Origin of the sequence: Streptomyces kaniharaensis, assembly GCF_009569385.1 — a bacterium.
Classification (GTDB): Bacteria; Actinomycetota; Actinomycetes; order Streptomycetales; family Streptomycetaceae; genus Kitasatospora; species Kitasatospora kaniharaensis.
The window spans coordinates 305580-326481 of record NZ_WBOF01000001.1 but is presented as its reverse complement, the minus strand read 5'-3'; the positions used below and the strand labels follow the sequence as shown (position 1 = coordinate 326481).

The following is a 20902-nucleotide window of genomic DNA, read 5'->3' as shown; positions in this document are numbered from 1 at the left end:
AGCAGCGATGACCAGCCACCCCGCCGCCCGCACCCCGCAACAGGACCGCAGCCGCGCCACCCGCGCCCGGCTGCTCGCGGCGGCCGTGGACTGCCTGGCCGAACACGGCTGGAACGGCTCCACCGTCGCCGTGGTCGCCGAACGCGCCGGAGTCTCCCGGGGCGCCGCCCAGCACCACTTCCCGACCCGCGAGGACCTGTTCACCGCGGCCGTCGAACACGTCACCGCCGAGCGGCTGGCCGCCGTCCGCGCCCACGCGGACGAGCTGCCGGCCGCCGGCCCGGACCGCACCCGCGCCGTCGTCGACATGATCGTCCGCCTCTACACCGGCCCGCTGTTCCGCGCCGCCCTCCACCTGTGGACCGCCGCCGCCACCGAGGAGCCGCTGCGCGAGCGGATCATCGCCCTGGAGGGGCACGTCGGCCGGGAGGCCCACCGGGCCGCCGTCCAGTTCCTCGACGCCGACGAGCGCCACCCCGGCGTGCGCGAATCGGTGCAGGCCACTCTCGACCTCGCCCGCGGACTCGGCCTCGCCAACCTGCTCACCGACGACAGCGCCCGACGATCCGGAGTGATCCGGCAGTGGGCGGGCCTTCTGGAGAGTACGCTGCGCCCGGTACGCCCATGACGCCCGAACACCCGGAACGACCGGACGGGCCCCACCGAAGGGGTCGCCGGGCGACCGATGTCCGTGCAGTCTGGAGAAGAATCCCGGCCGGCACGGACCGCGAGGCCCACCCGGCCGGGCACGAGCCGAACCGGGGTGCTGCCTGATCATGCACGGACACGAGTGGGACGCGACCGACGCCGCCGGCCCGGTGCCGGGCGACACCCCCGCACGTCCCGAAGGCCACCGGCTGGTCCCGCTCGCCACCGCCCTGATCCAGGGTGACGGCCTGATCCTGCACTGGAGCGAGGACGCCGAGGCTCTGCTCGGCTACACCGCCGAGGAGGCCGTCGGCAGCCACGCCGCCCGGCTGCTCACCGACGACACCGACCGCGCCGAGGTCCTGGACCTGTTCCGGCGGATCATGGGCGGCACCGGCTGGTCCGGCGTCTTCCCGGTCCGTCACCGCGACGGCCACCGGGTCGAGCTGGAGTTCCGCACCTACCCGATCGCCGGCCCGGCCGGCACCCTCCTGCTGCTCGCCACCGCCTCCGACATCCGCGCCATCCACGAGATCGAGGCCGACCTCGCCGTCCTCGACGGCATCTTCGGCCGCTCGCCCATCGGCATGGCCGTCTACGACACCCGGCTGCGCTACGTCCGGATCAACGAGGCACTCGCCCGGATGAACGGCGTCCCGGTCGCCGCCCACCTCGGCCGCCGGATATCCGCGGTGCTGCCTGGCATCAACACCGCCGAGATCGAGCAGACCATGAGACAGGTGCTCAGAACCGGCAAGCCCGTGGTGGACGCCCGCTCGCACGGCCGGGTCCCCGGGGATCCGAAGCGCGACCGCGCCTGGTCCGCCTCCTACTTCCGGCTGGAGGACTCCACCGGCCGGGTCTTCGGCGTCGCCTCCTCGATCATCGACGTCACCGAGCGCTTCCAGGCCGAGGCCCGCGCCGCCCGCGCGCAGGAACGTCTCGCCACCATCGCCGAGGCCACCGCCCGGATCGGCACCACCCTCGACCTCCAGCGCACCGCCGAGGAGCTGATCGAGGCCGTCGTCCCCCGGTTCGCCGACTTCGCCACCGTCGACCTGCTGGAGCCGGTGCTGCGCGGCGCCGAGCCCACCGCCATCCCCGCCGACCGCCCGATCACGCTGCGGGCCGTCGCCGTCGGCGAGTCCTACGAGACCGGCCTCGCGCACGCCGTCGACACCGTCGGCGAGACCTCCGAGTACGCCCCCGACCGCAGCTACACCCAGTGCCTGCGCAGCGGCCGCCCGCTGCTGCGCTCCCGCGTGGACACCGAGGTGCTGCGCGGACTGGTCGCCAGCGAGGACCGGGTCGCCCCCGGCATGGCGGCCGGCATCCACTCGTACCTGATGGTGCCGCTCACCGCGCGGGGCATGGTCCTCGGCGGCTCCGAGTTCATCCGGATGCGCAACCCAGAGCCGTTCAGCGCCGCCGACGTCGCCCTCGCCGAGGAACTCGTCGCCCGCACCGCCCTGGCCATCGACAACGCCCGGCTCTACCGGCGTGAGCGCGAGACCGCGCTCACCCTCCAGCGCAGCCTGCTGCCGCAGGAGATCCACCGCACGCTCGGCCTGGAGATCGCCTACCGGTACCTGCCCAGCAGCGTGGTCAGCGAGGTCGGCGGCGACTGGTTCGACGTCGTGCCGCTGTCCTGCGGCAGGGTCGCCCTGGTGGTCGGCGACGTGATGGGCCACGGCATCCGGGCCGCCGCCACCATGGGCCAACTGCGCACCGTCGCCCGCACGTTGGCCACCCTGGACATGCCGCCCGAGCAGGTCCTGACCCGGCTGGACGAGACCGCCTCGGGGATCGGCGAGGGCCAGTTCGCCACCTGCATCTGCGCCGTCTACGACCCGCTGGAGCGCACCGTCCAGGTCGCCTCGGCCGGCCACCTCCCGCCGGTCTGGGTGGCCCCCGACGGCCTCGCCCGCAAGGTCGAGGTGCCGCCGGGCGTGCCGCTCGGCGTCGGCGGGGTGGCCTTCGAGTCGATCGAGTTCACGCTCCCCGAGGGCGGCATGGTCGCCCTCTACACCGACGGCCTGGTCGAGCGGCGCGGCCAGGACATCGACGACGGCATCGGGCTGCTCGCCCGTACCCTCGCCGGGCCCGGCCGCACCCTGGAGCAGAGCTGCGACGCCGTTCTCGGCGCCCTCGTCACCGACGGCACCGACGACGACATCGCGATGATCATGGCCCGGGTGCTGCCGCTGCCCGCCGACCGGATCGCCACCCTCCCGCTCACCGGCGGCGGACGCCTGCCCGGCAAGGCCCGCCGCTTCACCCGCGAGACGCTGCAGCGCTGGGGCCTGGCCGCGCTCACCGACTTCGCCGAACTGCTGGTCAGCGAGCTGGTCACGAACGCCCTCCTGCACGCCGACGCCCCGCGGCGGCTGCGCCTGTTCCGCGACCGCGTGCTCACCGTCGAGGTCTCCGACGCGGGCGGCCAGACGCCGCAGCTGCGCCCGTTCGCCGAGCAGGACGAGGGCGGGCGCGGCATGTTCCTGGTCAGCGAGCTGGCCCAGCGCTGGGGCAGCCGGCTGACCAGGAACGGCAAGGTGGTCTGGGCCGAGCTGGAGCTCCCCCTCGGGACGGTCTGACCGGCCCTCAGCGGCGGTGTTCCCGGCGGAGCCGGTCGCGCACCGCCCCGGCCTGCTCCAGGACGGACGCCAGGGAGGCGTGGGTGAGCCGGCCCGCCCGCTTGCGGAACGTGCCCGCCACCAGCACCGAGTCGACGTCGCCGCGGTCCATCGCGGAGACGACGGTGCGGGCCGCGTCGTAGACCGGCACCACGCCGGGCCGGTCGGCGCGCAGCACGACCAGGTCGGCCGACTTGCCCGGGGTCAGGCTCCCGACCCGGTCCTCCAGGCCCAGCGCCCTCGCCCCGCCGATCGTCGCGTACTCCAGGATCTGCCGGCAGGTCGGCAGATCCCGCTCGGAGCCGCCGTGGTGCAGGGCGGCGTAGCGGGAGGTCTGGAAGGCCGCCCGCATCTGGGTGAACATGTCGGCCGCGGCGGCCACCTCGACGTCCGTGCTGAGCGAGGTCCTCACCCCCGCGTCCCGGGCCTCGCGGAACGGCGGCAGGCCGTGGCCCATCGTCATCTCGATGGCGGGCGCGACGGACAGCGCGCCGCCGCTCTGGGCGATGAGGTCGAGGTCGTAGCCGCCGAGCCCGTTCCCGTGGATGTAGACGGTGCCCTTGTGCAGCCCGGTGAGGCGGTGCAGCCGGTCGACGGTGCCGTAGCCGCGGGCGTGCAGGGCGATGGGCAGGTCGAGCTCGTCGGCGAGCGCCCAGGCGCGGCGGGTGCCGTGTTCGTCGGAGGGCTCGGCGTTGAGGCCCAGGGTGACCAGCGAGTCGCCGCCCCCGATGGCGGCGCGCAGGCGCCGCAGGTCGGCCTCCGTGCCCTGTCCGTAGGAGTGCCGGGCCCGGATGCCGGAGTCCACGAGGCCCGCGATCACGGCGTCGGAGTGGTCCTGGGTGGGCTTGCCGACGTTGGAGATGTCCTGGACGGTGGTGATGCCCGCGTCCAGGGCGCTCAGCGCGCTGAGCAGGTTGCCCAGGTACAGGTCGTGCGGGCCCATCAGGGGGCCCAGGGTGCCGAGGACGACCCGGAAGTACTCGCCGAGCGTCTGGTCGGCGCCGTGGCCGCGCAGCACCGCCTGCCACATGTGCCGGTGGGTGTCGACGAACCCGGGCAGCACGATGCACCCGGCCGCGTCGACGACCTCCGCGTCGTCGGCGGCGAGGGATGGCCCCACCGCCGCGATCCGCCCGTCCTCGACCAGGATGTCGGCGCACGGCAGGTCCCCGAGGAGCGGATCCATGGTGAGGACGTGGCCGTCGCGCAGGAGCAGACGGTCCATCAGTGCCCCCAGCCCGCGGGCGGGTCGATCCGCCCGGACTGGAGGTTCCAGTACTCGACGTTGCACGAGACCAGCCCGGGCGCCTCGAAGCGCAGGACGTTCGTCTCGATCAGTGTGATCCACTGCCGGGTCCCGCCGTCGCCCGGCACCTGGAGCTGCACCCACAGCTCGACGACCGCCCGGTTGCCCTGGACGATCGGCCGGCCGTACCGGGCGGACAGGTCCGACTGCGGCGCGGTGACGCCGCGCCAGTAGTCGCCGATCGCCTGGCGGCCCTGGAAGGTCTGCTGCGCGACACCGGGGACGGCCTGGTAGACGGCGTCCGGGGTGAAGAGCGCGACGGCGGCGTCGGCGTCCTTGTTCCGCCAGGCCGCGAGGTAGGCCGTGATCCAGCGGACCACGTCGTCTTCCCGCAGGCTGAACGGTTCGGCCGCCGCCGGAGCGGCCGCGTGGGCGGCCACCGCGACGGGCACCGCCGTCGCCAGTCCGGCCCGAAGGAGCGTACGGCGGTCGGGGAGCGGGGACATCGGCTGGTTCCTCCTGAGCTGTCTTTCCCAAGGCGGTACGTTGCTGGTGCTGCTTGGTGCCGAGTGGTGCCGGGTTGGCGCTGTGTTGGTGCCGGGACCGGCCGGCAGACGCGTCTCGGGGGTATGACGCCTGCCGGCCGGGGCTGTGCGGTCGGATCCGACCGTCGGGCTCCCGTCAGGACGACAGGCGCACCGACACTTCGATGCCCTCGCCCAGGGCCAGCTCCTGCGAGACGTACCCCGGCCCGCGGACGTGGGCCAGGAACTCCGTCGGCAGCATCGGCAGGTTGTCGGAGACGACGAGCGCGCCCGCCCGCAGGTGGGGCTCCAGCTGCCGAAGGACGGGCAGGTAGAGCTCCTTCCAGCCGTCCAGCAGCAGCAGGTCGATCGGACCCGGCAGCTCGTTCAGCTCGGTGCGCGCGTCACCGACGCGGATTTCGGCGACGTGGTCCACCCCGGCCTCGGTCAGGTGGCCGAGGGCCTTCTGCGCCTTGCCGGGCTGGAACTCCGAGCCGATCACCCGGCCGGTGCCGTTGTCGCGCAGCGCGGTCGCGATGTACAGCGTGGAGATGCCGAAGGAGGTGCCGAACTCCACCACCAGGGACGGGCGCAGCGCCCGGACCATCTGGTAGAGGTAGGTGCCGACCTGCGGGTCGACGGGCAGCGCGGCCTCCTCGCACAGCTCCGCCGCCTGCTCCGGGGAGGGCGGTTCGGACCAGTCGGCCACGGCGGCGTACGCACGCTTCATGACGTCGGCGTCCCGCGCCCCGGCCTGGTCGGTCAGCCGGTCGATCACCTGCTGGACGCGGGGGTCGGGGAGCACGGCGCTCGGCGCGAGGCCGTCGGCGGTCACCGGGCGGGCCCGGCGGGCAGGAGGGCCTCGGCGAGGTAGCTCTGGGCGTTGTAGATGGTGCGGTCGGTGTCGAGGATCGCGCGACGGCCGTGCATGACCCGGGTGTTGTCGATCAGTGCGACGTCCCCGTCCTGCCATTCGAGGTCCTCGGTCACCTTCTCGGTGAGCGCCCGCATCTCGTCGAGGAGGGTATCCGGCAGCTCGTTCCCGTCCTCGGCGAAGGTGATCCGCGGGGTCTCGTAGTTGTACGAGGGACCGAAGATGCTGTTCGCCCAGGAGAGCCGCTCGCCGAACAGGGTGGTGCGGGCGGCGGGGGTGCGGAAGGAGTACGCCATCGAGCCGTCCGGGTTCAGCGTGATGGTCGTGGAGTCCTCCTTGCCGGCCACCAGCGCGCGCATGTCGTCGAAGGTGATGTCCCGGGGCTCCTTGCTGCCGCCCAGGTGGTGGAAGACGAACGCCTTCCACTTGTCCTCCTCGACCCGGCGGCTGTACACGATGTCCTGGCCGAACTGCTCGCGGGCACCGGGGGTCGCCTCGTCCCAGACGCGGTAGCCGTCGCAGACGGTGGTCTGCGAGCCCTGGGAGGCGGCCTTCTCGCAGAAGAACCAGGTGAGGTCGGGCCCGAACGGGCTGTTGCCGTTCTCCAGGTGCAGACCCACCGCCGCCGTGCCGGCGTCGACCTTCTGGGCCACCTCGCCGCCGTGGAAGGACCGCGCCGGGTCCAGGGTGATCCGGCTGGAGTGCGCCTTGACGAACTGCGAGAACTGCTGGAGGTCCGGCGAGAACCCGCGGAAGAGCAGGAAGCCCGCGTCCGCCAGGAGCTCGATCACCCGGGCCGGGTCGAGCCCGGCCAGCGTGTCCGCGTCGCCGGGCGTGACCAGCAGGCCGGTGCCGGAGCCGTACCGAGTGGTGGTGGTGAAGGATGCCATGGTGTTTCCCCGTCAGTTGTTGCCGAGTCCGTTGGTGCCGGGTCCGTTGGTGTCGATGGTTCCGTCGGCGATGGCTTTGAGTACGGTCGCGCGCACCGGGCGGCCGGTCACGGTGAAGAACCGCCGGTAGACCTCCTCCGAGGAGACCAGGACGACCGGGTCCGCCACGCGTTCCACGTCGGACAGGTGCTCGCGCCCGTACGCGGTGATCTCCTCAAGAGCCGTCTCCGGGTCGGTGCCCGGCCGTACCAGGAACAGGCCCCGGAGCGCGACCAGTCCGTCCCCGACGACGGCGACCGCGTCGACGAAGGGCAGTTGGGCGTACTGGGCCTCCACCCACTCGGGTGCGACGTTGCGGCCGGTGCCGGTGATGATGACGTTCTTCTTGCGGCCGGTGATGTGGATGAACCCGTCCTCGTCGATCCGGGCGAGGTCACCGGTGAGCAGCCAGCCGTCGCCGTCCAGCGCCAGGCTGGAGGGGTCGTTGCGGGTGTAACCCGCGAACAGGGAGGTGCTGTTGACCAGCAGCTCGCCGTCGTCGGCGATGCGCACCCGGACGTGCGGCAGCGGCTTGCCGACGCTGCCGATGCGGCGGGCCCCCGGCGTGTTCCAGGCCACGACCGAGCTGTTCTCCGACAGCCCGTAGCCCTCGTGGACGGGCAGGCCGAGCGCCTCCAGTCGCTGGAGCACGTTCGGGTGCACGGGGGCGCCGCCGCAGCAGATCAGCGGGGCCTGCGCGGTGCCGAAGACCTCCCGGGCGGCCGTCCCCTCGGGGGCCGCCTCGGCCGCCGCGGCGAACTCGTCGACCAGCGCGGGCGTGGCGACCAGGGCCGTCGGCCGGGCGGCGCGGACGAACGGCATGACCGCGGCCACCGCCTTGGCGTCCGTGCCCACCAGCGGCATGGCGGCCGGGAGTTGGACCAGGGTGCCCTCGTGCAGCAGCACCATGTACAGGCCGGTGACCTGCTCGATCAGCAGGCTGAACGGCACCACCGACAGGTAGCGGGCGAAGGCGCGCTCGGGCATCACCGAGAGCAGGGAGCCGAGCAGGGCGTCGACGGCGTGGGCCCGGATCCGCACCCCCTTGGGCCGGGAGGTCGTCCCGGACGTGTGGATGACCTTGCACTCCCAGTCGTCCCCGGTCTCGCCGAGGTGCAGGGGCCCGGCGTCCTGTGCCGCGAGGCGGTCGAAGGACACGGACACCGTGCGGCACCGCTCGGGCAGCACGTTGGCGCGCCCCCACTCGGCCAGCCGCCGCTCGCCGAGGCCGTCCACGAGACAGACGTCGACGTCCTCCAGCAGCCCGGCCGCCTGCTCGGCTGAGAACGCCAGCGGGACCGGCACCTCGACGATGCGGGCGGCCAGCAGGGCCAGGTCGGAGACGACGAACTCCGGGGTGTTGCCGCACAGCACGCCGACCTTGCGCGGCCGGCCGCCGTCGCCCAGTTGCTCGACGAGCGCCTGCGCCGCCCTGGTGACGTCCCGGTAGGACAGCACCCGGGCCGCCTCGGTGTCCTCGTCGAGGACCTCCACCAGGGGCCGGTCCGTCTCCCCGAGGCGCCGCAGCACCTCCTCAATGACCCGCATACGTCGCCACCTTCCGGTCGGACTTGACGGTGAACGCCACCCCGGCCATCGAGTAGCGCCCGGTGGCGTCCGTGAACAGGCGCTCCAGCGCGTTGAGCGGGATGACGCCGACCTCCGGCTCCTGCTCGTAGTAGCTGCCCCAGCGCTCGACCTCCTCGTCGGAGCCGAGCCGGGCCGGGTCGGCGGGCCCGAGTGGGACGAACCCGATCCCGGTCTGCTCCAGCCGCTTGATCAGCGGCTTGGTCGCGGTGGCGAGGATGAACTGCATCCCCAGGCACCACGCGATGATCGGGGTGGCCCGGATGACCTCGAGTCCGACCGTGCGCTCGCGGGTCGCGAGCGATCCGACCTCCACCACGCCGCCGCGGTCCACGGTCACCCCGAGGGCCCGCTCGATCTCCTCCTCCAGGCTGCCGGCCAGGTACCGCTCCGAGAAGAGCGGTTCGGTGGCGCCGAAGGTCAGTCCGGCGCAGGCCAGTACCGTCGGTCCGGAGCCCTCGTCGGTCTGCGCGACGATGAAGGACTCTGGCGACGGCCGGACCCGGGCCCCGTACTGCGTCGCGTAGACCTCGCTGGCCAGGTCCACGGCGTCGTGCCAGAGCGTGCTCGTTCGTTCCGCTATGCCGATCTGCATGGCGTGTTCGTCCCCCCTGGTCATCCGGGCGCCCGGACTACTTGGTGCCGATGACCAGCGAGACGGACGAGGGCAGCTTGATGGTCTCCACGGAGGCCATGCCGGCGCCGTCGAGCCAGGAGGTGATCTCCGGCAGGCTGTAGGTGCGGTCGCCCGAGCAGGCGTACATCGCGAGGCTGAACGCCGTGTTGTGGGCGTCGAGTTCGTCGCCGCGCACGTCCTCCAGGATGACGATCTTGCCGCCGGGGCGCAGCGCCTTGGCGGCGCGGGCGACGAGGTCGCGGTTGGTGGCGTCCGGGTGGTTGTGGACGATCTCGAACAGCAGGACCAGGTCGTAGCCCTCGCCGAGGTCGTCGGTGAGGAAGCTGCCGCGGCGCAGCTCGATCCGGTCGGTCAGGCCCTCGGCCTCGATGGCGGCGCCGGTGCCGGCGAGCGCCTCGGGCAGGTCGAGGATGGTGGCGGTCAGCTCGGGGTAGCGGTGGCAGAAGGCCGAGGAGTGCAGGCCGTGCGAACCGCCGAGGTCGAGCAGGCGCTTGGCGCCCTCGGGCACCGGGACGGCGTCCACGATCGCCGGGACGGTCAGGCGCGACTTGACCTTCATGTACTGGGAGAAGTCGCGGCCGGCCTCGGGCTTGTCGGCCCAGCGCTCCCACAGGGACTGCGCCGGCTTGCCGTCGCGCACGGCCTGGGGCAGGTCCCACAGGACGTTGATGAGCTCGTAGGCCCACAGCAGTGCCGGGGTGAAGTCCAGCTCGCTGCCGGAGACGAGCCAGCGCTTGGCGAGCGGCCCGTTGGCGTAGACGCCGTCCTGGTACTCCAGCCAGCCGAGCACCGCCACGACGTCGGCGACGGCCTGGGTGCCCGACTCGCTGGCGCCGATCGCGGTGGCGAGGTCGGCGAGGCTCTTCGGCCCCTCCTCCAGCGCCCGGAAGATGCCGAGCTTGGCGGCGGCGGTCATCGCCGCGTACTTGATCGAGCCGCCGATCACGTCGTCGATCGGGTTGCCTTCGAGCTCGGCGTCGGTCGTCGTGTTGAACATGCTGCATCCCTTGTCGTGTGCTGTCGGTGTGAAGTGAACGGGCAGGCGCGGCCGGGCCGTTGGCGACTTCGCCGACGGCCGGGCGAGCGCCCTCAGGCCCAGGGGCGGGCGGCTTCCAGCTGAGCCGCGAGCGACAGGAGCGTCCGCTCCTCGCCGAAGCGCCCGGTGAACTGCACGCCGACGGGGATCCCGTCGGCCGTCCTGTGCAGGGGGACGGACATGGCGGGCTGGCCGCTGAGGTTGGCCAGTGGCGTCTCGTAGGCGAAGGCCAGGGCCCGGTCCAACTGCTGCTGGGGGCTGCCGTGGTGGAAGGTGCCGAGCAGAGGCGCAGGCTCGGCGGTCACCGCGGAGAGCAGGACGTCGTGGCGCTCGTGGAAGGAGGCCAGCGCCCGTGCCGCGCGCTGCAGGCGCGTGATGGTGAGCAGGTACTCGGCGGCGCTCACCGCCTTGCCCTGCTCGTACAGCCACCAGGTGAGGGGTTCGAGGAGCCCGGGGTGGGGGGTCCGGCCCGCGACGAAGGCCTGGGCGGTGACGGCGGACGAGACGCCGGCGGCCCAGACGGTGAGGAACTCGGCGGCCACGTCGGCGATGCCGATCGCGGGCGCGTCCTCGACCACCTCGTGGCCGAGCTCCTCGCACAGCCGCGCCGCCTCGGTGACGGCCCGGACGCACTCGGCGTCGAGGTCGGTCATCCCGGTGCGGGTGGTGAACGCGATCCGCAGCGGGCGTTCGGCGGGCGCGAGGACCGCGTCCAGGAACGTCCCGTCGACGGGCGGGGCCCAGTACGGGTCTCCGGTGTCAGGGCCGGCGACGAGGTCGAGCGCGGCGGCGCTGTCGCGCACGCTGCGGCTGACGACGTGTTCGGCGGCCAGACCGTTCATCAGGTCGCCCACGTCGGGGCCCATCGGGGTGCGGGCCCGGGTGGGCTTGAGCCCGAAGACGCCGCAGCAGGAGGCCGGAATGCGGATGGAGCCCCCGGCGTCGTTGGCGTGCGCCAGGGGCACGAGGCCCGCGGCGACCGCGGCCGCCGCGCCTCCGCTGGAGCCGCCCGCGCTGCGGTCCCGGGCCCACGGGTTGCGGGTGGGGCCGTAGTGCGCGGGCTCCGTGGTCGGCAGGACGCCGAACTCGGCGGTGGCGCTCTTGCCGAGGATCCGCAGCCCGCCGGCCTGGAAGCGCCGGGCGAGGGTGCTGTCGTGCTTCTGCACGTTCCCGGCGAGTAACGCCGATCCCGCGGTGGCCGCCAGCCCCGCACAGCCCGGCCCGAGGTCCTTGAGCAGGAACGGAACGGCGCTCAGGGGTGAGCCGTTCCCCCCGGGCCGGGTGTCGGCGGCCTTGGCCTCCTCGATCGCCCGGTCGAAGCAGGTGATCGGCACGGCGCCCAGTTCGGGCCGGGACGCCTCGATGCGGGTGATGGCAGCCTCGACCAGGTCGAGCGGTGTCAGCTGTCCGGTGCGCACCAGTTCGGCCTGGTCGTGGCCGTCGAGGCGCCAGAGGTCGCGCATGTCCATGGTTCCGGGCCCTCCCCCTGCCTAGGTCCTGCCGGGTTGTCAGGCGTTTGCGGCTTCCGGCTTGGCGGCGCGGCCGAGGGCGTGCACGTGGGCCACCTCGGCGACCCGGCGGCCGAGCACCTCGGCGGTGCGCAGGTCGGCGTCGCCGGGCGCCTCCTCGGGGGACGCGTCGACGTTGGACTGGGCCATCGCGCCCAGCCAGCCGCCGAGGCGGTTGACGTCCTCGGGCGTGCCGGTCGAGGAGTTCCAGCCGCTGAACTCGGACAGGCCGACCCAGATCATGCCGTGCTGGGCGGCGACCAGGGCCATGTTGACCAGGGTGTGCAGCTTGTCGCCGGACATGCTGCCGCTGTTGGTGAAGCCGGCGGCGATCTTGTCCTTCCACTGCTGCTGCTGCCACACGCCGCTGGTCGCCTCGACGAAAGCACGGAAGGCGGCGCTGCTGCCGCCCATGTAGGTCGGCGAGCCGAAGACGATGGCGTCGGCCTCGGCGAGGGTGGCCCACAGTTCGTCGTTGAGCTCGGCCACGGAGACGAGCGAGACCTCGGTGTCGGCGACCTTGCCCGCGCCGGCGGCCACCGCCTCGGCCTGCTTGGCAGTGTGGCCGTAGCCGCTGTGGTAGGCGACGGCGATACGAACCTGCATGGATCCTCCAGAGGAACTGTCTTGCCCTAAAGCTTTACCGAAAGATTTCGTGCGAGGAAGATGCTAGGTGAGGCACTGTGCGTGTTGCAAGGGGTGACAAGAGGTAACAGGTAAGAACCAAGCCGAGCACAAAACGGGCGCCGGACTCCTTGAGCGACATCACCTGCCGTGCTCAGGCTCTACCCTGAAGCTAGCAACCAGGAAAGGTATCGGCCAGTGAAACATGATCACGTCGACGAGATCATCACGGCCTGGCGCAAGGAACTGCCGGAGATCGCCGGACTGCCGCTGGAGCTGAGCAAGCGGACGTCCCTCCTCGCCGCGGCCTTCCAGGTCCTCACCATCGAGGAACTGGAACGCCTCGGTCTCACCGAGGCCGACTACGGCGTCCTTGCGACACTCAGACGCATCGGTGAGCCGCACCGGCTCACGCCGACCGATCTGTCCCAGTCCCTGCTGCTGTCCTCGGGCGGCACCAGCAACGTCGTGAAACGGCTCGTCGAGGCCGGCTACCTGGTCCGCGAGGCGGACCCCAAGGACGGCCGGAGCAGCTTCGTCAAGCTGACCCCGGACGGCATCCGGATCGCCGAGGAGGCCGTCATCAAGGTGACCGAGGCGCACGCCCGCCTGGTCGCCCGCATCCCCGACCAGACCGCCCGCCTGATCAGCGAGCTGCTGCGCGCCGCGCTGGCCGCGGTGGAGGAAGGCGTCCTGATCCGGGACTGACCGGCGGCGCTCGCCCCACCGGCGCGGGGCCTCGGCGGGGCGGGTCCTTTCGTATCGGACTGTCTCATCGGACTTTCGTGTCGGATTTTCGTGTCGGGCAGGGCCCGGTTACGCGTCCACCTTCTCGCGGGCCGGCTGCCGCACGGGTGCGGCGGCCGGGGCGGACAGCCCGCGCAGCAGCCGCCAGGCCATCGCCGCGGCGCCGATCAGCAGCGCGGCGGCCAGCAGCCCGGCCACGTTCACGCCGTGCACGAAGGACTCCTTCGCGCTCGCCAGCAGCGGCTCGGCGAGCGCCGGCGGCAGCCCGTGCGCCGTCTCGACGGCACCGCCCAGCGACTCGACCGCCCGGGCGGCCGAGGCCGGATCCGTCCCGACCGGGACGGACAGCCCGCTCGCGTACAACGACCCGACCACCGACCCGACCAGCGCGATGCCGAGCGCGGTGCCCAGCTCGTAGGCCGTCTCCGACACGGCCGAGGCGGCGCCGGCCCGGTCGGCGGGCGCGGCGCTCAGCACGAGGTCGGCGCCGAGCGTGTAGACCACGCCCTCGGCCGTCCCGACCAGCAGGAACGCGGCGGCCGGCAGCAGGTAGGCGGTGTCCTGCCGGAGCCAGCCGAGCAGGCCGACGCCGAGGCCCATCGCCAGCAGGCAGAACGTCAGCGCCGCCCGGGCGCCGGTGCGCCGGACCAGCCGGGCGGTCAGCAGACCGCCCGCCACCGCGCCGACGAAGCCCGGCAGTTCGGCCAGGCCCGCCTTGAGCGGCTCGTAGTCGCGGACGAGCTGGAGGTACTGCGAGGTCACGAAGAGCACGCCGGACAGGCCGACCAGCGCGATCAGCGAGGCCAGCACGGCGGCGGTGAACCGCCGGTCGCGGAACAGCCGGACGTCGAGCAGCGGGGTGTCCAGCCGCAGCTGGCGGCGGACGAAGACGGTCAGCGCCGCGACGCCCACGGCGGCCGTGAGCAGCACGTCCCAGCGGGCCACGCCGTGCGCGGCGGCCTCCTTGATCGCGTAGACCACGCCGATCACACCGGCCAGTGACAGGGCGGCGCTCTGCGCGTCCCAGCGGCCCGGCTTCGGGTCCTTCGACTCGGGCAGCAGCCACCCGCCGAGCGCCAGCAGCAGAAGCAGCACCGGGATGTTCAGCAGGAACACCGAGCCCCACCAGAAGTGCTCCAGCAGGACCCCGCCGACCACCGGGCCGAGCGCGGCGCCCGCGGTCGCGGCGGCCCCCCAGATGCCTATCGCGGTGGCCCGCTCCCGGTCGTCCGGGAAGAGGCCGCGGATCAGCGACAGGGTGGCCGGCATGATCGTCGCCCCGGCCACGCCGAGCAGCGCGCGGGCCGTGATCAGCCAGCCCGGCCCGGGGGCGTACGCGGCGAGCAGCGAGGCGGCGCCGAACGCGCTGGAGCCGGCCAGCAGCAGCTTCCTGCGGCCGATCCGGTCGCTCAGCGAGCCCATGCTGACCAGCAGGCCGGCCAGCACGAACGAGTAGACGTCGCCGATCCAGAGCAGCTGGGTGCCGCTGGGGCGCAGCGTCTCGCTGATGGACGGGAGGGCCAGGGACAGGACGGTCGCGTCGACGGCGACCAGGGTGACGGCGAGGACGAGGACGGCGAGGCCGCTCCAGCGCCGGCGGGGGTCGATCAGGGGGGTGGTGCTCATGGTGTATCGGGTTCCGTTGTGCGGGCCGAAGGTGCTGTGGGCGGGGGAGTGTTCGCCGCCGGTCGGCGCAGCGCGCCGCCGAGGAACAGCTCGGTGATCGAGAACGCGGCGTCGCGGGGGGCCAGCCGGCCGTCCTGGATCGCCCAGCCGACGCCGGCGACCAGGTCGAAGAAGGCCTCGCTCAGCCAGGCGGCGCTCAGCTCGATGCGGAAGACGCCCTGCTGCTGGCCGCGCAGGAACAGGGCGCGCAGCCGGTCGATCTGGGCTTCCCAGAGGGCGTTGACGTTCTCGTCGTCGTAGAGCTGGTTCTCGCCGGCCAGGAAGGCGCAGAGCGCGGCGTCGGGGACGGAGGCGTCGACCAGGCGGCGCAGGGCCGCCTCGGCGTCGCCGTCCTCGACAGTGGCGGTGTCCAGGGCGGCGGCGAAGCGTTGCAGGCCGAGCAGGCCGACCTCGCGGATCAGGGCGTCGCGGCCGGGAAACAGCCGGTGCAGGGTGGCACGGCTGATGCCGGCGGCGCGCGCGATCTCGTCCAGGTGCGCGGTCGGGCGGCGGGAGAGCACGCCGACGGCGGCTTCGAGGACGGTGTCACGATCGGTGGCCATGCTGCGAGTGTAGCTCGGATGAGACATGAATGTCTCAAAATAAGAGTCATCGCCTCAGATGAGGTGTCCGGTTCCACTCGTACGGCAGCAAAAAACCGGGGACGGCGTTGGCCGTCCCCGGTGCTCCGGTCGTTCTCAGCTCTGGTTGTAGAAGCCGGTGTCGTCGAGCGGGCGGTCGATCACCATGACCTCGACGTCCGCCGGGGTCAGCAGGAACACCCGGCGGGCGATCCGCTCGATGCCGCCCTGGGTGCCGAAGACCAGCCCGGAGGCGAAGTCGACCATGCGCTTGGCCTCGGCCTCGTCCATCTCGGTGAGGTCCATGACCACCGGCGTGCTGGCCCGGATGTGCTCACCGACCGTGCGGGCCGCCTCGAAACCGGTCGGCCGCAGGGAGACGATCTTCGCGGGCGCCGGGACGGACGACACCGTCTCGGGTTCGACCCACTCGTCGTCGTACACCGCGGCCGAGTACGTCCCCGAGGGCATCAGCCACCCGTTGTGGTGCTCGTCGCGAAGTGCTCCCATGCCGCGCCTCCCTGCCTCGTCCCGGTCGCGTCCCCCCGGGTGAGCGTGCCTTTTTGACACGTCATCCACTCGTCGGAACTGTCCGAGTATCGCACTGTTCACCGGTCCCGTGCCCGCTCGCGACCCCCGTACGAGTCGTGCCGCGCCGGAAACCCGGGCGGACCCGGGCACCATCATCGACGCGGGGGGCCGGCGTACGGTTGCGCGCGTAGACCATATCGGCTGAGGTCACTCCTGAATTGACCTTCTGTCAACCACGCGGAAACGATTTCACTCGCCGGTCGTGCCGTCCAGCAGTTCGCGCAGGAAATCCGCGTGCCCGTTGTGCCGGGCGTACTCCTCGATCATGTGGACGAGGATCCAGCGGAGCGTCACCTCCTGTCCGCGGCGCGGCCGCTCGGCCACCGTGTCCGGGGACAGGCCGGCGCTCGCGCTGCGGGCCGCCGCGATCTCGGCGTGCCAGGCGGCGAAGTCCGCCGCGACGTCGGCGGTGTCGACGTTGTCGAAGTCGCCGTCCGGGTCCTGCTTGGTCCAGTAGAGCCCGTCGGTGAGCTCCTCGCCGAGCAGGACGGTCCGGAACCAGTACCGCTCCACCTCGGCCATGTGCCGGACGAGGCCGAGCAGCGAGAGCGAGGACGGCGGGACGGAGCGCAGCCGCAGCTGGTCGTCGGTGAGGCCCTCGCACTTGAGGGCCAGCGTGCTGCGGTGGAAGTCGAGCCAGGCGGTCAGCATGGCGGTCTCGTCGGCGGCCATGGGCGGGTCGACCCGCGGGGTGATGACGGTCATGGCCGACATCGTGGCCCCGGGCCGGGAGTGATCGCGAGCGAATTGCTCAGGCGGTGGCCCGGCGGCGGGCGGCCGCGGCCCGCCAGAGCGAGACCAGGGTCACCAGGCCGAGCACCCCGATCGCCCCCGCCGAGAACAGGAAGGCCGCCGAGCCCGGCTCACGCGCGCTCGCCGCCGCCGTCACGTACACCGCGGTCGTCGGTATGACGCCCACGGCGGTGGCGAGCAGGTAGGGCAGGAAGCGTGTGCCGGAGAACGCCGCGCCGTAGTTGCCCGCCTGGAACGGCAGGCCCGGCAGCAGGCGCAGCAGCAGCACGCTGCGGAAGCTCTGGTCGGTGAACCGCCGGTCCAGCGCGGTCAGCATCCGCCCGCGCAGGTACGGGCGCAGCGCGTCGCGCCCCAGCGCCCGGCCCAGTCCGAACGCCGCGGCGGCGCCCAGCGTGGTGCCGAGCACCGCCAGCAGCACGCCCTGCTGGATGCCGAGCAGCAGCCCGGCGGCGGCGTTGAGCGCCGGGCGGGGCATGAACGCGAGCGTGCCGAGCGCGTACACGGCGACGAACACCGGAGCCAGCCAGTACCCCGGCACCCCGGCCGGAAGGCCGCCGGACAGGAACGCCGTCGGGCTCCACAGCAGCAGCGACCCGGCGGCGGCCCCGAGGATCACGACCAGCAGGGCGAACCGCCACCATGGCGAGCGCTGGGCGGGCGGTGCGGGGACGGCTTCAGGTGCGGGCACCGGGCGAGCCTAACCGGCGCCGGCCGCTGCCAGGGCACCGGGCTGATGCCGGGGTTCGAGGGCCAGGAGCGCGGTGCCCCGTCCCGTGAAGCGGGCTCAGTGCGGCCGGGAGAGGAAGCCGAGCAGGCGCTGCCAGGCGTCCCGGGCCGCATCGGAGGGTTCGGCCGCGCGGAGCTCGAAGAAGTTGTGCGGAGCCCGGGGGTACGTGACGAACTCGTGGGGGCAGCCGGCGGCGGTGAGCGCCGCGTCGAAGGCGTCGACCGCGGCGGCCGGGATGTGCTCGTCGGCTCCGCCCCACAGGGCGAGGATCGGGGCGGTGAGGCCGGGGGCCAGCTGGGTGGGGCCGGGGGCGCCGTCGATCGTGTCGGGGTATCCGTAGAAGCCGACCGCGCCGGCCAGGCCGAAGCGGGGTGCGGCGGCGCGGAAGGCCTGGCGGCCGCCGAAGCAGAAGCCGAGGGCGACCACCTCGGTCGCCCCGATGCCCCGCAGGTGGTCGAGGCCTGCGATGAGGTCGGCGTCCAGGCCGTCCGGGGTGAGGGCGAGCAGGCGGGGGAGCAGGTTCGGCAGCTCGCCGAATTCGGCGGGGCGCTTTTCGGGGTCGGCGCCGGCGGTGCGGCCGTAGTAGTCGATGACGAGCGTCGGGTGGCCCTGTTCGGCGAGCCGGGCGGCGGTCTGCCGGTAGAACCCGGAAAGGCCCTTGTTGTCCGGCAGGAGCAGTACGGCGGGCCCGGTCGCGAATTCCGGGCTGGCCAGGAAGGCGCCGAATTCCGTGCCGTCCGCCGAGATCAGGGTGAGCGGCGCGGCCTCGGCCAGCGGCCGGAGTGCGGGGGTGAAGGCGGGTGGCGCGGCATCGGCGTCATAGCACACGGGGAATCCCTTCGCGGTCGCGAAACCGCCGGGCGCGTGCGCCCGGCGGTCGACGTATGAGCGACGATATTAGCGAGGAATTCCCTGGAATTCTTTGATCATAGCGCCGGGAAATCGTTTTCGGAAGCGCTTTTCGGTGACATTGTGGTCACATTCCCGGCGGGAGAATTCTGTTCGGCCCGGCGCAGCGCCCCGGCGCTCGGCACGAGCGCGAAGGCGAGCGCGGTGACCAGGCCGAAGGAGACGGTCAGCGAGGTGGCCTGGGCGAGCGCGCCGATGACCGCCGGGGCGATCAGGCCCGAGGTGTAGGTGACGGTGGCGACGCCCGCGATGGCCTGGCTGGGGTTGGTGCCGATCCGCCCGGCGGCCGCGAACGCCAGCGGGACGATGACGGCGATGCCGACGCCGATCAGCGCGAAGCCCGGGATCGCCAGGGCCGGGCCGTCGGCGGCCACCACCAGCAGCCCGCCGGTGGTGGCGACCGCGCCGCCGAGGCGGGTCGCCCGGACGGCGCCGAGCCGGCGGATCGCCGCGTCCCCCGCGAGTCGGCTGACTGCCATGGTGAGCGAGAACGCGGTGTACGAGGCGGCGGCCACGGTGGCCGAGGCACCGGCGACGTCCCGCAGGTAGACACCGCTCCAGTCCATCGAGGCGCCCTCGGCGAAGACCGCGCAGAAGCCGACCAGCCCGATCGCCAGCGAGCTGCGCGGCGGCAGTGCGAACCGTGGCGGAGCCTGTTCCTCCTCGGGTGCCCGCAGGTCCGGCAGGCGCCGGCAGACCGGCTGCGCCAGGGCGAGCAGCACCAGTGCGGTGAGGGCGAGCTGGAGCCGGGCGTCGAGGTCGAGGTGGGCGGCCAGGATGCCGAAGCCGGAGGCCAGCAGCCCGCCCGCGCTCCACATGCCGTGCAGCCCGGACATGATCGAGCGGCCGAGCCGCTCCTCGATCTCCACGCCCTGGGCGTTCATCGCGACGTCGGCCATGCCGGCCGTCGCGCCGTACACGAGCAGCGCCACGCAGAGGGCGGGCAGCGACGGCGCGAGCGCGGGCAGGGCCAGTGCCAGGCACCAGATCGAGAGGAGCCCGCGCACCGCCGTCCGCCCGCCGTGGCGGTGGACGAACCGGCCGGCCAGCGGCATGGCGAGCGAGGAGCCGATCGCGGGCATCACCAGTGCCGCCCCGAGCTGGGCGGGCGAGAGGTCGAGGCGGTCCTGAATCCACGGGATGCGGGTGACGAAGCTGCCGCCGGCGGCGCCGTGCACGGCGAACACCAGGGCGATGCCCGTACGGGCGCGGCGTGGCGCGGTCGGTCGGTCCTGCGGTGGTGCGGTCGTGCTCGGGCTCATTCGGCGTCCCCTCCCGGTCGTGTGACGGTGCTCCGTGGGTGGTCCACGGGCACGCCGATCGGTCCGCGCGGCGGCGCGGCACCGGCGGATGGTTCGATAAATTATCAGGAAGGGACCCTGATAGAAACACTCTGGAAGGATGAGCGTCCATGACCACCGCGCGTACGGCCACGCCGAGCACCGCCCGGGCGATCAACGACCGGCTGGCGCTCAACCTGCTGCTCGAACAGGGGCCCCTGACCGCCACCGAGCTCCGCGACCTCACCGGCCTCTCCCGGCCGACCGTCGCCGACCTGCTGGACCGCCTCCAGCGCACCGGCCTGGTCGCCGTCGTCGGCGAACGCGGCGAACAGCGCCGCGGCCCCAACGCCCGGCTCTACGCGCTGGTCGCCTCCCGTGCCCACCTCGCCGCCTTCGACGTCCGCTCCGGCGGCGTCAGCCTCGTCGTCGCCGACCTGGCCGGCCGCACCCTGGCCGCCGCCGACCTCCCGGTCGAGGGCGGCGGCGGCCCCGACACCGCCGACCGGATCGTCCGCACCCTGCTCGACACCGCGCGCGGGGCCGGAGTCGAGCGCCTGCACACCGTGGCCGTCGGCGCACCCGGCCTGGTCGACCCGGCCACCGGACGCCTCCACAGCACCGGCGCCCTGCCCGCCTGGCACGCCGAACTGCTCACCGCCCTGCGGGAGTTGCCCGGCACCGAGGTGATCCTGGAGAACGAGGTCAACCTGGCCGGCCGCGCCGAGCACCGGATCGGCGCCGCCCGGGACCGCGACACCTTCGTACTGATGTGGCTCGGCCACAGCGTCGGCGCCGCCGTCATCCTGGACGGGCGGCTGCGCCGCGGCTTCTCCGGCGGCACCGGCGAGATCTGCTTCCTGCCCGTACCCGGCACCGCCGGACTGCCCAGCGCTGCCAGCAGCGCGGGCGGCTTCCACGGGCTGGTCGGCAGCGCCGCGATCTGCGAGCTCGCCCGTGCCCACGGGCTGCCCGCCGACCCGGCGGGGGACGCGAGCGCCGCCGAGGGCGCCGTCCGCACCGCCCTCGACGCGCTGGGCGACGACGCACCCGGTGGGCCCTTCCTGGGCGCGCTGGCCGAACGGATCGCCATCGGCGCGGCGAGCGTCTGCGTCGTCCTCGACCCGGGCTGCGTCGTCCTCGGCGGAGAGATCGGCCGGGCCGGCGGCGCCGAACTGGCCGGCCGGGTCGAGCGCCGCCTCGCCGAGCTCTCTCCGCTGCGCACCGAGGTCCGGGCCGGGACGGCGGGCGGCGGCGCGGTGCTCGCGGGCGCCGTGCTCACCGCCGGGGACGCCGTCCGGCGGGACCTGTTCGGCGAGCCGTAACGGGCCGCGGCCTGTGCCGCTTCGCGGCCCGGGCCCCCGGTACGGCAGGATGGCGGCGACGGTGCGCCCCGCGCGCCC

20 protein-coding genes are annotated in these 20902 nt (G+C 73.3%); 4 read left to right on the top strand and 16 right to left on the bottom strand.

Annotated elements, in window-relative coordinates; translation table 11 throughout:
• The first annotated feature begins 7 nt into the window (after positions 1-7).
• Complete coding sequence (locus F7Q99_RS01505) at positions 8-628, top strand: TetR/AcrR family transcriptional regulator (protein WP_153459719.1); 621 nt, start codon at positions 8-10, stop codon at positions 626-628.
• A gap of 148 nt (positions 629-776) precedes the next feature.
• On the top strand, positions 777-3242 hold the full coding sequence (locus tag F7Q99_RS42430; RefSeq protein ID WP_153459718.1) for a SpoIIE family protein phosphatase: 2466 nt from the start codon (positions 777-779) through the stop codon (positions 3240-3242).
• 7 nt (positions 3243-3249) lie between these two features.
• Here F7Q99_RS42430 and F7Q99_RS01495 read toward each other — a convergent pair whose 3' ends face one another.
• The 9 genes from F7Q99_RS01495 to F7Q99_RS01455 form a co-directional block, all read right to left on the bottom strand.
• On the bottom strand, positions 3250-4506 hold the full coding sequence (locus F7Q99_RS01495; protein WP_153459717.1) for an amidohydrolase family protein: 1257 nt from the start codon (positions 4504-4506) through the stop codon (positions 3250-3252).
• A complete protein-coding gene (locus tag F7Q99_RS01490) occupies positions 4506-5033 on the bottom strand; it encodes a nuclear transport factor 2 family protein (RefSeq protein ID WP_153459716.1) in 528 nt (175 codons plus the stop codon). Before F7Q99_RS01490 ends, F7Q99_RS01495 begins: the two co-directional genes overlap by 1 nt.
• A 175-nt stretch (positions 5034-5208) precedes the next feature.
• Positions 5209-5886 carry an O-methyltransferase gene (locus tag F7Q99_RS01485; protein WP_326846135.1) on the bottom strand — a complete coding sequence of 226 codons (678 nt, stop codon included), beginning with the start codon at positions 5884-5886 and terminating at the stop codon, positions 5209-5211.
• Positions 5883-6815, bottom strand: coding sequence for a TauD/TfdA family dioxygenase (locus F7Q99_RS01480; protein WP_230210130.1), 933 nt, complete (start codon positions 6813-6815; stop codon positions 5883-5885). Before F7Q99_RS01480 ends, F7Q99_RS01485 begins: the two co-directional genes overlap by 4 nt.
• A 12-nt stretch (positions 6816-6827) precedes the next feature.
• A complete protein-coding gene (locus F7Q99_RS01475) occupies positions 6828-8402 on the bottom strand; it encodes an AMP-binding protein (RefSeq protein ID WP_153459714.1) in 1575 nt (524 codons plus the stop codon).
• Complete coding sequence (locus F7Q99_RS01470) at positions 8389-9060, bottom strand: thermostable hemolysin (protein WP_230210129.1); 672 nt, start codon at positions 9058-9060, stop codon at positions 8389-8391. Before F7Q99_RS01470 ends, F7Q99_RS01475 begins: the two co-directional genes overlap by 14 nt.
• Positions 9061-9073: 13 nt before the next feature.
• Positions 9074-10075, bottom strand: a complete 1002-nt coding sequence (locus tag F7Q99_RS01465) for a methyltransferase (protein ID WP_153459712.1) — start codon at positions 10073-10075, stop codon at positions 9074-9076.
• Positions 10076-10167: 92 nt separating this feature from the next.
• Positions 10168-11583 (bottom strand): amidase, encoded by a 1416-nt coding sequence (locus F7Q99_RS01460; RefSeq protein ID WP_153459711.1) that lies wholly within the window; start codon positions 11581-11583, stop codon positions 10168-10170.
• A 39-nt stretch (positions 11584-11622) separates the two neighbouring features.
• The gene (locus F7Q99_RS01455) at positions 11623-12228 is read right to left on the bottom strand and encodes a flavodoxin family protein (protein ID WP_153459710.1); all 606 of its coding nucleotides are present in this window, start codon (positions 12226-12228) and stop codon (positions 11623-11625) included.
• Positions 12229-12444: 216 nt separating this feature from the next.
• On the opposite strand from F7Q99_RS01455, the gene F7Q99_RS01450 reads away from it, so the two are divergent.
• On the top strand, positions 12445-12954 hold the full coding sequence (locus tag F7Q99_RS01450; protein WP_326846134.1) for a MarR family winged helix-turn-helix transcriptional regulator: 510 nt from the start codon (positions 12445-12447) through the stop codon (positions 12952-12954).
• Positions 12955-13062: 108 nt separating this feature from the next.
• Here the strand turns inward: F7Q99_RS01450 and F7Q99_RS01445 are convergent, their stop codons facing one another.
• The 7 genes from F7Q99_RS01445 to F7Q99_RS01415 form a co-directional block, all read right to left on the bottom strand.
• Complete coding sequence (locus tag F7Q99_RS01445; protein ID WP_153459709.1) at positions 13063-14619, bottom strand: MFS transporter; 1557 nt, start codon at positions 14617-14619, stop codon at positions 13063-13065.
• A complete protein-coding gene (locus F7Q99_RS01440) occupies positions 14616-15221 on the bottom strand; it encodes a TetR/AcrR family transcriptional regulator (protein WP_153459708.1) in 606 nt (201 codons plus the stop codon). Before F7Q99_RS01440 ends, F7Q99_RS01445 begins: the two co-directional genes overlap by 4 nt.
• A 135-nt stretch (positions 15222-15356) precedes the next feature.
• A complete protein-coding gene (locus F7Q99_RS01435) occupies positions 15357-15749 on the bottom strand; it encodes a cell division protein SepF (protein WP_195910969.1) in 393 nt (130 codons plus the stop codon).
• A gap of 270 nt (positions 15750-16019) precedes the next feature.
• Positions 16020-16544: a DinB family protein gene (locus tag F7Q99_RS01430; RefSeq protein ID WP_153459706.1), complete on the bottom strand. Its 525-nt coding sequence runs from the start codon at positions 16542-16544 to the stop codon at positions 16020-16022.
• A 37-nt stretch (positions 16545-16581) separates the two neighbouring features.
• Positions 16582-17271, bottom strand: a complete 690-nt coding sequence (locus F7Q99_RS01425; protein WP_326846133.1) for a TVP38/TMEM64 family protein — start codon at positions 17269-17271, stop codon at positions 16582-16584.
• Positions 17272-17367: 96 nt separating this feature from the next.
• Positions 17368-18138 (bottom strand): dienelactone hydrolase family protein, encoded by a 771-nt coding sequence (locus F7Q99_RS01420; protein WP_326846132.1) that lies wholly within the window; start codon positions 18136-18138, stop codon positions 17368-17370.
• Positions 18139-18236: 98 nt separating this feature from the next.
• Positions 18237-19481 carry an MFS transporter gene (locus F7Q99_RS01415; RefSeq protein WP_153459705.1) on the bottom strand — a complete coding sequence of 415 codons (1245 nt, stop codon included), beginning with the start codon at positions 19479-19481 and terminating at the stop codon, positions 18237-18239.
• Between the two features lie 149 nt (positions 19482-19630).
• Between F7Q99_RS01415 and F7Q99_RS01410 the strand changes: the two genes are divergently transcribed.
• Positions 19631-20824, top strand: a complete 1194-nt coding sequence (locus tag F7Q99_RS01410) for an ROK family transcriptional regulator (RefSeq protein ID WP_153459704.1) — start codon at positions 19631-19633, stop codon at positions 20822-20824.
• Positions 20825-20902: the final 78 nt, after the last annotated feature.